General features: G+C 39.3%; 10 protein-coding genes. 7 read left to right on the top strand and 3 right to left on the bottom strand.

The window, feature by feature from the left end:
- Positions 1–6: 6 nt before the first annotated feature.
- From ACT29I_RS09850 to ACT29I_RS09825, 6 genes are all read left to right on the top strand, one after another.
- A complete protein-coding gene (locus ACT29I_RS09850; protein ID WP_444793329.1) occupies positions 7–1,374 on the top strand; it encodes a TlpA family protein disulfide reductase in 1,368 nt (455 codons plus the stop codon).
- A gap of 319 nt (positions 1,375–1,693) precedes the next feature.
- Positions 1,694–3,490 (top strand): helix-turn-helix domain-containing protein, encoded by a 1,797-nt coding sequence (locus ACT29I_RS09845; protein WP_444793328.1) that lies wholly within the window; start codon positions 1,694–1,696, stop codon positions 3,488–3,490.
- Between the two features lie 132 nt (positions 3,491–3,622).
- The gene (locus ACT29I_RS09840) at positions 3,623–4,240 is read left to right on the top strand and encodes a DUF3575 domain-containing protein (protein WP_444793327.1); all 618 of its coding nucleotides are present in this window, start codon (positions 3,623–3,625) and stop codon (positions 4,238–4,240) included.
- 12 nt (positions 4,241–4,252) lie between these two features.
- On the top strand, positions 4,253–5,389 hold the full coding sequence (locus ACT29I_RS09835; RefSeq protein ID WP_444793326.1) for a serine hydrolase domain-containing protein: 1,137 nt from the start codon (positions 4,253–4,255) through the stop codon (positions 5,387–5,389).
- Positions 5,390–5,400: 11 nt separating this feature from the next.
- A complete protein-coding gene (locus tag ACT29I_RS09830) occupies positions 5,401–6,276 on the top strand; it encodes an SDR family oxidoreductase (protein ID WP_444793325.1) in 876 nt (291 codons plus the stop codon).
- Positions 6,277–6,368: 92 nt separating this feature from the next.
- Positions 6,369–8,381 (top strand): PAS domain S-box protein, encoded by a 2,013-nt coding sequence (locus tag ACT29I_RS09825; protein ID WP_444793324.1) that lies wholly within the window; start codon positions 6,369–6,371, stop codon positions 8,379–8,381.
- Here the strand turns inward: ACT29I_RS09825 and ACT29I_RS09820 are convergent.
- The 3 genes from ACT29I_RS09820 to ACT29I_RS09810 form a co-directional block, all read right to left on the bottom strand.
- Positions 8,353–8,679 carry a hypothetical protein gene (locus ACT29I_RS09820; RefSeq protein ID WP_444793323.1) on the bottom strand — a complete coding sequence of 109 codons (327 nt, stop codon included), beginning with the start codon at positions 8,677–8,679 and terminating at the stop codon, positions 8,353–8,355. The two genes, ACT29I_RS09825 and ACT29I_RS09820, sit on opposite strands and share 29 nt — an antisense overlap.
- A 1,485-nt stretch (positions 8,680–10,164) precedes the next feature.
- Positions 10,165–12,942 carry a DNA polymerase I gene (gene polA / locus ACT29I_RS09815; protein WP_444793322.1) on the bottom strand — a complete coding sequence of 926 codons (2,778 nt, stop codon included), beginning with the start codon at positions 12,940–12,942 and terminating at the stop codon, positions 10,165–10,167.
- A gap of 87 nt (positions 12,943–13,029) precedes the next feature.
- The gene (locus tag ACT29I_RS09810) at positions 13,030–14,004 is read right to left on the bottom strand and encodes a polyprenyl synthetase family protein (protein WP_430935498.1); all 975 of its coding nucleotides are present in this window, start codon (positions 14,002–14,004) and stop codon (positions 13,030–13,032) included.
- Positions 14,005–14,309: 305 nt separating this feature from the next.
- Between ACT29I_RS09810 and ACT29I_RS09805 the strand changes: the two genes are divergently transcribed.
- Positions 14,310–15,728 carry a glutamate synthase-related protein gene (locus ACT29I_RS09805; RefSeq protein WP_430935500.1) on the top strand — a complete coding sequence of 473 codons (1,419 nt, stop codon included), beginning with the start codon at positions 14,310–14,312 and terminating at the stop codon, positions 15,726–15,728.
- Positions 15,729–15,743 lie beyond the last annotated feature (15 nt).

Raw genomic sequence — 15,743 nt, 5'->3', positions numbered from 1 at the left:
AAGAAAATGAAAAAACTAAATTTTTTACTTAGTATACTATCTATCCTAATGATGGTATCATGCTCTCCCAAGGAGGAAATTGACTATGCTATTGTAAAAGGAACCATCCAGAATAATGATGCTGGCAAATTATGGATAAGAGATGTAGATAGGGAGACTACTGAACTTAAAGTAAATGAACAGGGTGCTTTTGTGGATACTATTAAAGCGGGTGAGTTCAGCTTTATTTACGAAAGAAATTATGCGGGCTTATATGCGCTTGCAGGCAGTGTTATTGAAATATCGGTAGATGCCAAAGATTTTGACAATACGTTAACTTTAGGGGGCGACTTGGTTTCATTTAACCAATATTTAATAACTAAAACAAAATTGAGTAATGATGAAAGAGCCAAAATGCAGGAGACATTTACCTTGGAAGAGACTGCATTTATGAAGGTAGCCAAAGAAAACACCGCGGCTTTAATCAAGGAGTTTGAAAAAGTTACGGGTATTCCTGATTCACTAAAAGAACTGGAGAAAAAGTCGGTTGAAATGAAATATTATTCCGACCTGGCCATGTATGTTAGTTATTATCCATATATGTCGAAAGATAATAGCTATAAACCATCAGAAACGTTATTGGCAGAATTGGATAAAGTTAACCTCGATGATGAAAAGCTATATAGATATTCATCAGATTATTACATGTTTACCAGAAATTATTTATCTATTAAAGGTAACCAACTATATAAAGAGGAAGGTTTGTCCTCGGAAGTTCTTGGTTTTTTCAAAGTACTCAACACTTTAAACAGTCAGTATGTAAAGAATAAATTAGGTCATATTACCATGCTTCAAAGGTTGGCAGATGCCGAAGATAAAGATGCCTTATATGAGGAGTTTAAAAAGTGCTGTAATGATGAAAAGTCTATAACTGAAGTTACCGAACTATATAATAAGGTTGGTAAATTGGATAAGGGCAAACCATCGCCAAAGTTTGTGGATTACGAAAATTGCGCAGGTGGGACTTCGTCGCTTGATGATTTTAAGGGCAAATATGTATACATCGATGTATGGGCAACCTGGTGTGGTCCTTGTCGTGCTGAGATACCTCACCTGAAAAAGGTTGAGCACAAATATCACGGTAAAAAAATTGAGTTTGTCAGTATCTCGGTGGATGTGGAAAAGGACAAAGAGAAGTGGAAGAAGATGGTGGCCGACAAAGAGCTCGGTGGGGTTCAGTTGATAGCCAATAACAAAGAATTTACCGATGCTTATGCTGTTTCAGGTATACCGCGCTTTATTCTAATTGATCCGGAAGGAAATATTGTATCTAAAAGCGCGCCTCGTCCGTCCAATCCTGAACTGATTACCCTTTTTAATGCGTTAGGTATTTAGTAACTGCAAAAAAATCAAGTTCTTATGTCTTTGATATGAAAACTTCCATGACAAAGCCTGCTCCGTGTTAGCGGAGGCCTTCAATTAGTTTGAAACAAAGGACTTTACTAATCGTAAATGACTGTTTCGAAAATGGGAGTAACACAGTATTTGGCGTTTTCCTGCAATGATTATTATTGTTTTGTGAATTTGTTCGAGAATCCCGGTCAGCTTAATGGCCGGGATTATTTGCTTGAACAAAGCTACTCAACAAGCGTTTTTGTATGTAGTCAGAATTGTTTATTATAGCAACATCAATTAATTGACGGTATAAATTCCAATGCAAAACCAATATTCATTAAATAAGGCCAATAAATCAATCGCTGTGCTTCCTTTTGTGAATATGAGCCCGGACGTTGATAACGAGTATTTTAGTGATGGTATTTCTGAAGAAATCATCAATGCCTTAACCCGGGTTGAAGGTTTAAAAGTCATTGCCCGAACTTCTTCCTTTGCCTTTAAAGGTAAGAATATCGATATACGCACTATTGGCAAGGAATTGGGAGTAGCAACCATTCTTGAAGGAAGTGTTCGAAAGTCCAATAACCAGGTGCGGATAACTGCCCAGTTAATTAATGCTGCCGACGGCGTTCATTTATGGTCGGATAATTTTGACCGACAGCTGACAGATATTTTTCAATTACAGGATGAGGTTAGCCTTTTAATTGCCGATCAGGTTAGAGGGAATGTGGGACACTTTGATATTCAGGATCACCTGGTAGATCAAAGTACCATAAAGGTGGATGCCTACGAATTGTTCTTAAAAGGAAGATACTTTCAGTTAAAATGGACCCCGGATAGCATAAAAAAGGCCGTTGAATATTATAATGGGTCTATCAAGATTGATCCAACATATGCCAGGTCGTACTATGGTAACGTGCAGTGCTATGGCCTATTGGCTGCCTGGGGATTTATGGATGCCCGGGAAGGATTTGAAATGGCGGGAGCGAATTTTTTAAAGGCGAAGGAATTAGATACGAAGCTTCCGGAATATTCGATGTCCTATATCGGAAAGAGTTTTTGGGGCGATTGGGATTTTGAATCAAGTTACAGGCAACTGTCACAATGTTTGATGGAATACCCTAAATATTCGGATGCGTTGGAGGCCATGGCAGAACTTTGCATTGCAAATGGCTATTTTTCAATAGCTGAAATATATATCAAGAGGGCACTTGAGGTTGATCCGCTTTCGCCTAATCATCATTATACCTTAGGTAACGTTAACTATCTTCAAGGAAACTTTGAAGAGGCACTGGTACATATCGACAAGTGTTTGCGTACTACACCCGAGTTCAAACTGGCTGTTGAACTAAAGGCCATGTGTTTAATTTGGTTGAACCGAAAACATGATTTTAAGGCATGTCTTGGCAACAGGAAAGATATCCAGCTGCAGGAACTGCTGTTTGATGCTGTAAATGATGAAAACTACGAAATGGATAAATCCATCCTGGAGTCATGGAGGAATGTCGCCGCAGATAAAAACCAACTGGTTCCTTACGAGATATTTATTCTGGCTAATTCCAATCATGAAGATGAGGCAATGGAATTACTTTGGCAATATGTGGCGCAAAAACGCGGACAAATCATCAATTACAGGTACGAGCCTTTTTTGTATAAACTGAAAGAAAGAAAGGATTTTGATGCACTTTATCAGGCCCACTTAAAAATAAACGAAATGCCCCAAATACCCTTGATTAAGGATAACAAAGGGAGTAAGCTGAATGAATCTGAGCTGGAGCTTAAAAAAGAAAAACTAGAGGTTTTTATTAAAGAAAAGCAACCTTTTTTGAATGCACGCTTATCTTTAACCAGCCTGGCTGAGGAAATTAATCTTCATCCCAATAAATTATCATACCTCATTAACGAAAGTTACCAGTTAAATTTTAATGAGTTTATTAATCAATATCGCTTACAACACTTCAAACAAATTGCGGTAGATCAAAAATTTGCTCACCTAACCATTCTCGGGTTGGCCTATGAAAGCGGATTTAATTCTAAAACCGTTTTTAATGCCTTTTTTAAAAAAGCGGAAGGCGTAACGCCCGGAACCTGGCTAAAATCGGCCAGAACTGCTTAGTTATCCAAAGTACGGATTTTCACCACTGACGTGCTGATTTTCACCTTTTAGTCCATATTTACAATTTCGGACGCATAGGTCTTTTTTAGGCCGCATCTTTGTATTGTCAATTAATTTTAAAAATTATAAACAATGCAATTCAATTTTAAAAAAACACTGTTACTAGGACTTTTGATGTGTGTATGTGCCATCAATCTACTAAACGCTCAATATAGCGAAGAAACTACGCTTGAGGCGAGAAAAGAAACCAGACATGCCTTTAATGCATGCCCATTTGGGGTTGCTTTTGGTATTGTCTCTGCTAATTACGAATACCTGTTAAAACCCAATCATGGGATTATGGTTCGTTTCGATTACGAAGGCATTCCTAAAACCTATTCCGATGCTAATATTGATGCCAATGGCAAGGCGGTGGTGCTGAATTACCGGTATCATATCACAGCGGGTATGGAAGGTTGGTTTGCGGGTGCGTACGGAAGATATCGCTGGTACAATGGCGAAGGAAAAATTGACAACACCAATTTTGATTTTGAATTGCCGGATTTTACTTTTGGATTAAATGCCGGTAAACGATGGGTTTGGGAGTGTGGATTGACAGCTACTGCAGCCTTTGGTTACGGTGTGTCCTGGAAAGATCGTAATGTTCATAATTCAACCCCGCAAGTTGAAGCTGCCATTGATGTATTTGAAGAGAAATACGATTTTATCAATCCTTTTATGGGAGAACTTTCTATAGGTTATACTTTTTAATCAATACAAGTTATGAACTGCCTTTATACTTTAACGATAGCCATATTTATTTCAGTTAATGCGAGTGCCGAGCAGAATCACAAAGGCTATAAAAAGACGAAAAAGTACTTTCAAAAAGAACTGAAAAAAGATGATGTGCATAATGCCTGTTTATCCGTCTATTCTCCAGGCAAAAAAATTAGCTGGAGCTTTTACGGAGGTGATTATAAAGATGGTAGTCAGGTTTCATCTGAAAACCCATTTTACCTGGCCAGTATCGGAAAAACATTTACTGCCACCGTTATTCTGCAACTAACAGAAGAAGGTAAGCTAAAATTAGATGATACCATAGGGCAGTATCTTTCGTGTGAAGTGATGGAGGGTTTGCATATGCTAAACGACACTGATTATTCTAATGAAATAACCGTCAGGCATTTGCTGCAACATACATCCGGATTGCCCGATTATTTTGAGGGGAAAACTAAAGATGGTTCACCCAATATGATGGAAATGCTTTTAGTTGAGCCCGAAAAACTTTGGGAGCCCAATGAGTTAATTGTATTCTCAAAACATAAAATGGCACCTAACTTTAAACCAGGTACTGATTATCGATATACAGACACTGAGTATATTTTGTTGGGGTTAATCATCGAAAAATTGAGTGGTAGAGCCTTGTGCGACGTTTTTGAGGAACGTTTTTTTAAGCCCTTACAAATGCATCATACGTACATGAACCTAAGGTCTAAACCCCTTAAGCCCACAAGCAAAATAGCAGAAATGTATGTAGGTAGGATTGAAGTTAGTGCATTGAAAAGTTTAAGTGCCGACTGGGCCGGAGGAGGACTTGTTAGCACAACAGAAGACATCAATAAATTTCAAACCGCTTTATTTACTGAAAAATTGATTTCAAATGTATCTTTGGAATTTATGCAAAATTGGATACCGGAATCAAAAAGTATGTATTATGGTTTAGGGTTGAGAAAATTTGAGCTAAGGGAGATGTTTCCAATGCTGCCAAAGCTTACTTTAATAGGCCATTCCGGAAGTACAGCCTCCTTTATGTATTACTGTCCTCAGTTGGATGTCTACTTATCGGGAACACTTAACCAAACCAATCAGGTTAAGGAGTCCGTACTGTTAATGGTAAAGATATTGTTGCAACTCAAATAAATAATACCGAGATGAATATAAATAAAGTGGTTATTGCAGGTTCAACCGGGTATTTGGGCAAATACATGGTAAAAGAGTCAATTCAAAGAGGATTGCCTACTATTGCAGTGGCCCGTAACACCAATAAGTTGTCTGAAGTAAACTCCCCCAATCTGTTAAAACTTAGGGTCGACTTTAATAAACCTACAACTATCAGCAGCGCACTTGTCGGTGTGGATACCGTCATATCCTCGTTAGGGATAACGCGGCAAAAAGACGGCCTGACCTATATGGATGTGGATTACCAGGCGAATGCCAATTTATTAAAAGAAGCCAAGAAAGCCGGTGTTCGGAAGTTTATCTATATATCCGTGTTGAATGGCCAAAACATGCGACAACTCAAAATCTGCGAAGCCAAAGAAAGATTTGTGGATGAACTAAAAGCATCCGGATTGGAATACTCGATTATTCGACCTACCGGTTTTTTTTCTGATATGAAGGATTTCTTGGATATGGCTGCAAAAGGAAAAATTTATTTGTTCGGAGATGGGAAAAAACAAATGAACCCTATTCACGGTGAAGATCTGGCTAAGGTGTGCCTTGATGCAGTGGAAACCGATAAGCAGGAAATAGAAGTAGGCGGGCCAGAGGTTTTAAGCCATCGGCAAATAGCTCAAATAGCCTTGCAAGCCTATAACAAGCCCATAAATATAAAGCACTTACCCGACTGGATTAGACGCTTTGTTATTCAAGTAATGCGTATTTTTACTACAAGTAAAACCTATGGCAGTATCGAGTTTTTTCTTACTGCCATGGAAAATGACATGGTAGGGATTAGTTACGGGAAGCATAAACTCAACGATTTCTTTAAAAGCCAGATTTCATCCCTTCCTCATACAAAACGATAATTGTATAAAAAATAATAACCTTTGATTAAATGAATTAGTACCTTTAAAAAAACTGAACAAGTTAATCTTAACTCAATTAATTAATTTTATCTATGAGTGAAAGTGACGATTCAAATGTTCAATATTTGCGTAAAACACTGGATACAGTAAGGGAAATCAATCAACTTTTAATGGTTGAAAAAGATGCAACAGTTTTAGTACAACAGGTATGCAAAATATTGATACATTCAAAAGGATATCTTTTTTCGTGGATTGTTTTATTTGATTCGGAACAAAAGGTTATTCAAATCGAAAATGCGGGCAAGGTATCCGGATTTGAGGCGTTAAAGAAAGAAATCTTACAAGGATCTTTGCCAAAACATTATCAGGTTGCTTTGGAAAGAAACAAACTGGTCACTTTTGAAAATCCAATCATGGATTGCAAGCTCAGCTTTGCGTGTAAAAAAAGTTGGACATCATTTATTGCCCCATTGCAGATAGATAATGTTATTCGTGGTTTGTTGTGCTCGGCGGTTCCCAATACGAATTTATCTATACCGTTGGAAACAGAAACCTATAGAGAAATAGCTCATTCTATTAGTGTCGCTTTGTCTAATATCATAGCTTATAAAGCTTTTAAGCATGAAAAGGATTTGGTTAAAAAGAGCGAATTTAAATATAAATCACTTATTAATTCTCTGAGCGACCCGCTTCTTATACTTCAGGAGGGCATTGTTAAATACGTGAATCCTGCCTTAATTAGGGCATCTGGTTATAGTGAGCGTGAATTTATAGGAAAGGAATTTACCCGGTTTGTGCCCGCGCAAGAATTGGAAGGTATAAAAGATATACATTATAAAAGACTACAAGGGGATAAAGTCGACACTGTTTACGAGTCCGTTGGAATCTCAAAGAGTGGGGTGCGGATTCCAATTGAGATTAACGTCACTCCTATTGAGTTTGAAGGTAGGCCGGCTTTCCTGGTTATCCTCCGCGATATTTCTGCTTATGTAGAGAAAAACAAAAAACTGTCAGACTCGGAACAATTAATGAATACGTTGATTCAGAGCATGCCCAGTGGGTTTCTGCTGATTGGGGAAGATTATAAAATATATAGGGTAAACGATAGAACCAGCGAAATTACCGGTTTTTCCATTGATGAATTGCAAGGCGAATATTGCGATATCGTTTGTCCTAAAGGGGCCCAATCGAAAGATTGCCCCATTTGGGAGCAAGGCCAGGTGGAATTTTCCGGGATGGATACGTTGGTGAAATGCAAAGACGGGGGAAAAACACCAATCTTAAAAAATGCACAAACGGTTGTAATAGAGGGGAAAAAGTATATATTGGAAAGTTTTCTGGATATTACAGCCAGAAAAAAGGCGGAAGCCGAACTGTTGAAAGAGAAAGAAAGGGCTGAGGAAAGTGATCGTTTAAAGTCTGCTTTCCTGGCCAATATGAGTCACGAGATCAGAACACCGGTAAACGGTATAATGGGTTTTGCCGATTTGTTGAAAGATCCTGATTTGGCAGGAGACGATCATAAAAAATTTGTGGAAGTGATCCATAAGAGCGGTGAACGGATGCTTAATACGATCAACGATATCATCGATATTTCCAAAATTGAGTCGGGGTTGATTCAGGTTTCTTTACAAAAGCTGGACTTAAACGAATTTGTTAACGAGCTTTATCAGTTTTTTCAGCCTCAGGCACAAAATAAGGGGATCGATTTATTAATGAAACGTGGAGAAGACTGTGTTTCTGAGATTACAACCGATATAGACAAACTAAATTCTATTTTAACCAACCTCCTTCGTAACGCCGTCAAATTTACTGAAACTGGAAGCATCACATTGCAATGCCGACAATTTGGCAAAGAAATAGAATTTGCGGTTGCCGACACGGGAATTGGTATCAGGAAAGATAGTCAGCAATCTATCTTCGACAGGTTTGTGCAAGCCGATACCACCACTTCAAAAAAATATGAAGGCTCCGGACTGGGGCTGGCTATTTCAAGGTCATTCGTAGAAATGCTGGGTGGTAGCATATTGCTGGAATCTGAATCAGGTAAAGGGACAACCTTCTTTGTTAGATTGCCTATTGATGGTCTGTGTCAACCGCAATGATAACCGGGACTCTACCATGGTATCCTTTAACTTCCGGAGAATAATAATTAGAATGAAGCAGTACCCCTATAATGTTAGATGTAGAATCGAAGACTACACGCCAGGGACCACTTGAATTAATATCGCTGGCTTTGTTAAATACGGATTTTGTTTGCTCCAGTGAAAATCCATAAATTTCTTTCTTTGCTTCTCCTAAGATCTGATATCCGAATATTTTGTTTTGGTTTAATACGATGGCCAAAACGATCAATATTGGAAATACAATAAGATAAAATTTTCTTAAAGGGTGATTTTTCATCGGTTTCATATCAAGGCAATATCAGCAATAAAAATTACACCATAATTTAAGAAAAGTCAATGAAATCGTTTATTTCAGTAATCTTATATTCAGTGCGGTCTGTTCATAATATGGGAGTTCCGTCCACTTCAAAAACCTCATATACAATTGTGCCCTTATGTGAATATAAGTCAGTTGTAATTTATGGTTTGTGTATCTTTCTGTTAGAATAATAATATTCAAACCAATTTTCGGCCCCAATAAAATGTTTGTATTCTAAAATCTTATCAAAAAGGATATTAAGTGGGATTTCTGTAAAATAGGTGCAACTTGAACATATTAGAACAAGTTCTTCAGATTCTTTAATTTATGAAATACGATGCGTCTCCTTTATTGTTAAAAAAACATCTCGTTCTTGCGCCAGGTTTTCAATGGTAAAAACCGAGATAAACTGATATGCAGGGGTGTCAAATAAAGTAAGGTTCTCATCTTTTTATAATTGCCCTTTAAAGGTATTTGTGTAAACTCTTCAACTGGTTTTGTTCGCTCACCGGAGAAAGTGCAAGCAAACCCAATGCTATTTTTTTTCCAGCTTTTGCTATTCCAGTTATGTTGAGCATTAGTAAAACAATTCAAAAAAAATAAACTAAAGATGAATATGTGTTTAACCCGCAATATGCATTAGAATTTCTATTACACATTGAAATTACTTCAAAACAAGACACTTCGTTGCATCACTTCAACTCACCAGAACGATGCTATGCCTCGTTTCAGTAATGCCTTGTTTTATTGTACTTGCAATGCTCATGACGAACCTCCAATACATAATCCGGGTTTAAGCTGAATTCTCATGGTAATAAAAGTCAGTTCACTGTACTATGCTTAATAAATTCTATAAATATGTGATGCCGGTCTGTCGTCCATAGCCCTCTGGCTAAGGAAATTTAAACTAGTAAATAAATGCATGTTTAGGTAGTCAGCTCTCCACCTTGCCAAGGAGAGCACTGCCACGCAGTGGTGGGGAGGTGGTTTTATACGTTTTTGCGTATTCGCTATAAGCCATAATACATATTTATATATACTTCTCAATATACAAAAAATGATGAATTGTACCTCTACAAAAAATTTTAGTTAATAGACATTATAACTAACCAATGACTAGTCCTACTTAGTGCATCTACGAAAACGCTCTATTCTATAAATTCTCCTTAGTGATTACCTCTAACCCGTAAAGGGGAATTAGCTGTCTATGGGGAGTTCTGGTTCTCCCTTTAGAGCCTGTCCCGAACTCGTATTCGGGAGAGTTAGAGGGTTTTTAAAAGAGAATTGTTGCCTTTTCTAATAGCCACTGTTTAAGGACTGCCCACTGTTTATTTCTATCAAATTGTAAAGTTAGATGCATGATTATGACATAAATAAACAGAGACTGCACTTAAGCGGAATATCTCACTAAGTGCTATTTAGTCTCTTATCTCAAAATCTCATGTCTGGTTTATTGACCACTGACTAATGCGCCTCGTGCCAATTGGCTCCCACTCCCATATCAACCGATAGCGGCACAGAAAGCTTACACGCATTTTCCATTCCTTTTTTCACAATATCTTTTACCTCCACCAGCTCACTTTTTACAACGTCAAAGTTCAATTCATCATGTACCTGCAGTATCATCCTCGATTTAAGGTTTCTCTTGTCCAATTCGGCCTGTATGTTAACCATGGCCATTTTTATGATGTCGGCAGCAGTACCCTGGATAGGCGCATTAATGGCGTTACGTTCGGCCATGCCACGTACCACTCCATTGCGCGAATTGATATCGGGTAAGTTCCTCTTTCTGCCGAAAACGGTTTCAACATAACCTTTATCACGGGCTATCTCAATACTCTTGTCCATATACGCTTTCACTTCGGGGAAGTTCTCAAAGTAGCCATCAATAATTTCTTTGGCCTCACTACGCGAAATGGTCAAACGCTCTGCCAGCCCAAATGCCGATATGCCGTAGATAATCCCGAAGTTGGCTGTTTTAGCTTTTCGTCTCATATCGGAAGTAACCTCTTCTAATGCAACTTTAAATATTTTGGCCGCCGTGGCGGCATGAATATCTTCGCCATTGTTAAAAGCGGTTACCAATTGGGTATCCTGACTTAAATGTGCCATCAAACGAAGTTCCACCTGGGAGTAATCTGCCGATAAAAATACGTGTCCGTCATCGCTGGCTATAAATGCTTTTCGTATCTCACGTCCATCTTCGTCCCGGATAGGGATATTCTGGAGGTTTGGGTTTACGGAGTTCAGCCGACCGGTAACAACCACTGCTTGGTTGTAGGTAGTATGTATTTTACCGGTTTTAGGATTCACCAATAACGGCAAGGCTTCCACATAGGTGTTCAATAGTTTCTTTAATCCTCTAAACTCAAGAATCTTATCTATGATATCATGTTTGCCTTTGAGCTTCGTCAGTGTTTCTTCGCTGGTGCTGTACTGTCCCGATTTGGTTTTTTTCGCCTTGGCGTCAATTTTCATATGCTCAAAAAGCACTTCGCCCACTTGCTTTGGGCTGGCCACGTTAAATTCCATGCCGGCCATCCCTATAATATCTTTTTCGAGGGCATCAATCCTTACGGTTAACCTTCCCGAAAAATCCTTTAACTCGTCCACATCCAATTTTACACCGGTGGCTTCCATTTCTGCCAGAACCAAAAGCAAGGGCATCTCGGTTTTGTAGAAAAGTTCTTCCAGTCCGGCTTCTTTTATTTTAGGCTGCAGAAATTCTTTCAATTGCAATGTGATATCGGCATCTTCGGCAGCATATTCCTTGGCCTGTTTTAATTCAACCTGTCGGAAATTCAACTGATCTTTACCTTTTTTACCGATCAATGATTCCAGTTTTACGGGAGAATAGCCCAGGTAGGTTTCAGCCATAAAATCCATGCTGTTCTTCAGTCCAGGCAATGCCAGATGGTGGGCCACCATGGTGTCGAATATCTTGCCTTTAACCTTTATGCCATAGTTTTTTAATACGAGTATATCATATTTTAGATTCTGACCTATTTTAACAATATTCTCATCTTCCAACACCAGCTTAAAACGCTGTGCCAGTGCCATGGCTTTTTCCTGTTCTTGCGGGAAGGGGACATAATAAGCCTCGCCTTTTTTCCAGGAGAATGAAATTCCCACCAACTCTGCGATACTGGTGTCAAGACTGGTCGTTTCCGTATCGAAACAATATTCTTTTTGCACACTTAGTTCAGCGGCCAGTGAAGCATAGGCTTGATCGTTATCCACTACATAATAGCTGTGCTCTAGGTCATTAATTGTCTTTAGGGAAGAAGCAAAAACCGGGGTTTCTTCAACCTGAGGCTGGCCAAACAGATCACCTTGAGTGGGGGATGCAGTGGCCACTTGTACAGGTTCTAAGCCAAAGCGAGCCAACATGCTCTTAAACTCCAATTCCTCGAGTAAGTCCATCAGTTCTTGTTTGTTGGCTTCTGAAACTTTTAAAGCCTCTTCATCTAAAACAATAGGTACATCTACCTTAATGGTGGCCAGGGTGTATGACAGTTCTACCTGTTCTTTAAAGTTGACGAGGTTCTCTTTCCTCTTTCCCTTAAATTCTTCGATATGCTCGTAAATGCCGGGAATACTTTTGTATTTGCCAATGATGTCTTTGGCTCCTTTTTCACCAATTCCGGGACAGCCAGGGATGTTATCGGAAGCATCGCCCATCAAAGCCAAAATATCTATAACTTGTGTAGGTTTTTCAATGGCAAATTTCTCTTGTACTTCAGGTATACCCAATATGTCCATTCCACCCCCTTTGCTACGGGGCTTAAACATCTTCACATTGTCCGTTACCAATTGCGCATAATCTTTATCGGGTGTCATCATAAATACCTCAAAACCTGCCTTGTCGGCTTTGCGCGAGATAGTCCCGATAACATCATCCGCCTCATAGCCATTCACCTCCAGAATCGGAATGTTTAGCGCCTCCAAAAGTCTTTTGATATATGGAACGGCCAGTTTTATATCTTCGGGTGTAGCTTCCCGTTGCGCCTTGTAGGGTTCAAACATTTCGTGCCTGAAAGTTGGCCCCGCAGGGTCAAAGGCTACTGCCAGATGCGATGGCTTCTCCTTTTGCAGCACTTCGAGCAGCGAATTGGTAAAACCATAAATGGCCGAAGTGTTCAGCTTTTTTGAGTTGATGCGCGGAGCTCTGATAAACGCGTAATAAGCTCTATATATTAATGCATAAGCATCCAGTAGGAATAGCTTTTTGTTATCTTCCATCTTATTAAAGTGTTAGGATTTAAATACAGCGAAAAATACAATATCTACCGTCTTTCGTCTGACAAAAAATCTCTCATCTAAAAAATATTATTTCTTTCGCTCGGTTGTAAAAATAACGAGTTCTTTTAATGATTGTTTAGCCTCAGAGTCATCAAATTTGTCGAGAATTTCAAGAGCCTTGTTTTTATATTCAATCATTTTGTCGTGTGTATATTCAATTCCCCCGTTATTACGGACAAACTCAATGACCTCGGCCACTTTTTTGTCGTTTTTATGATGCCGGCGAATAATTGATAATACTCTTTTTCGTTCTTTGGCTTCGCAGTTGTTGAGTACATAAATCAAAGGAAGGGTCATCTTTTTTTCCCGGATATCGTTTCCGGTAGGTTTCCCGATCAGGTCGGTTTTTTCGTAATCGAAAAGGTCATCCTTTATCTGGAAGGCTATTCCCAGGTAAGTACCAAATTGCTTCATCAGCTCCCTTTTTTCTTCTTCAGCATCCACAGAAAAAGCCCCTGCCGTGGTGCAGGCGGCAATAAGTGTTGCTGTTTTTTTGGTAATGATCTCGTAATATACTTCTTCTGTGATGTCCAGCTTTCTGCTCTTCTCAATTTGAAGCAATTCGCCCTCAGCCATTTCTTTAACAGCAGTAGAAACCACTTTTAACGTGCCAATCTGATTGGTATCCAAAGCCAGCATCAATCCTTTCGACAGAAAATAATCTCCCACAAGCACAGCGATCTTCGATTTCCAAAGCGCATTGATGGAGAAAAAGCCACGGCGTTGGTAGGTTTCGTCTACCACATCATCGTGTATGAGGGTGGCGGTGTGTAACAATTCAATTAAGGTAGCCGCAACATACGAAGCTTCAGAAATAGTCCCTGTTAATTTAGCCGATAGAAACACCAGCATAGGGCGCATCTGTTTTCCCTTCCTGCGTAAAATATAATTGGTGATAATGCCCAACAACGGAATTTTTGATTTAAGCTGTTCACTGAAGAAAGGCTCAAATCGCTCCATCTCATTTTTTATGGGGCGTTTAATACTGCTCGATGATGCCATATAATGGTATTGCGGTAACTTAATTTATTAAAACCCCCAAATTTAATGAATTAACCGAGAATCTGTCTTTAGGAATTTGAAAAATTGCTAAAGATGGCAGGCAACAAACGAATTTTGGAAAACAAAATTTGTGGCTATACTTACTCGTCATCCGAGAAGGTAATTGTTTAAATAATATTTGGGTTTGGTCGAATTGGTAATGTTTTTTTGTATCTTTTGCCTAACTTGGACAAGCTAAATTCAAGGAAGATAACTTTTTAATACTATGCAGGGATAGCTGTATTAATTAATTAAAACACATTACCATGGCGATATATAAGTGTTTGGCCTGCGGCCATATTTACGACGAAGAAAAAGAGGGTGTATTGTGGGACGATTTACCGGACGATTGGTCGTGTCCTGTTTGTGGAGCTACCAAAGATATTTTCGATAAACAAGACGACGACGAGGAAAGCGCTGTTGCAGATACCCAAAGTAACAAGAAAGAAGAATTGGAAGAGGCGTATTTAGCCCAATGGGAAAAAGCTTCTGATCCCAACGAGGTGTATTTAAGCGAGATACATACCATGGCTGAAACGGGCGAATCTATTTCGGAACCCATGAAAACGAAGAAACCTATTATTGCCTGGGACGATGTTTTAATAAAAGGAGCGCAATTATCAAAAATCCCTTTAGATAAGAATGACGAAGTGAATACCCAAACCACCATTGGCCCCAATGCCCAACATCCTTTGGTAATTGAAACACCCGTTTATGTCAGCCATATGTCGTTCGGTGCTTTGTCAAAAGAAATTAAAACTGCCCTGGCCAAAGGAAGCGCCGCGGCAAAAACGGTTATTTGTTCCGGCGAGGGGGGAATTTTGCCCGACGAATATTCTTCGGCTTACAAATATATTTTCGAATACGTTCCCAATGAATACAGTGTATCGGACCAAACGTTTAAGAAAGTAGATGCCGTAGAAATTAAAATTGGTCAAAGTGTTAAACCGGGTATGGGTGGACACTTGCCGGCAAGCAAAGTAACCAAAGAAATTGCAGAAATACGCGGCAAGGAGGAGGGTAAGGAAATACACAGCCCTGCTGCATTTGCTGATATAAGATCTAAGGAAGATTTAAAATCAAAAGTGAATTGGTTGCGCAAAAAAACAGGCGGGAAACCAATAGGCATAAAAATAGCCGCGGGAAACATTGAAGATGATCTGGAGGTGATTTGTTTTGCCGCGCCAGATTTTATTACCATCGACGGGCGGGGAGGAGCTACCGGTTCTGCTCCACGTTTTGTCAAGGATTCAACTTCGGTACCTACCCTGTTTGCATTGTTCAGGGCACGCAGGTTTCTGGACGATAAAGGAATAACAGGGATTTCACTGATCATAACCGGCGGATTAAGAGTTTCCTCCGATTTTGCCAAAGCGCTGGCCTTAGGTGCCGATGCGGTAGCTGTCGCTTCTGCGGCCATGATTGCTGGTGGTTGTCAGCAATATAGAGTTTGTAACACAGGTAAATGCCCGGTAGGTATAGCCACACAAGATCCTGAATTACGAAAAAGACTAAGCATTGAAAAATCGGCCAAGCGAATAGAGAATTATCTAAAAGTATCCACCGAGGAACTAAAAGACTTTGCCCGTTTAACGGGGTACGACGATGTACACCAGCTGACAATAAAAGATTTGTGCACAACCAATAGCGAGATATCGGACCATACCGATATTGAACATGTTTAACGGTAATTAATGGAA

Origin of the sequence: Saccharicrinis sp. GN24d3 (assembly GCF_052400645.1) — a bacterium.
GTDB lineage: Bacteria > Bacteroidota > Bacteroidia > Bacteroidales > Marinilabiliaceae > Saccharicrinis.
The sequence above is the reverse complement of the archived record's forward strand: the minus strand, read 5'-3'. Positions and strand labels throughout refer to the sequence as shown.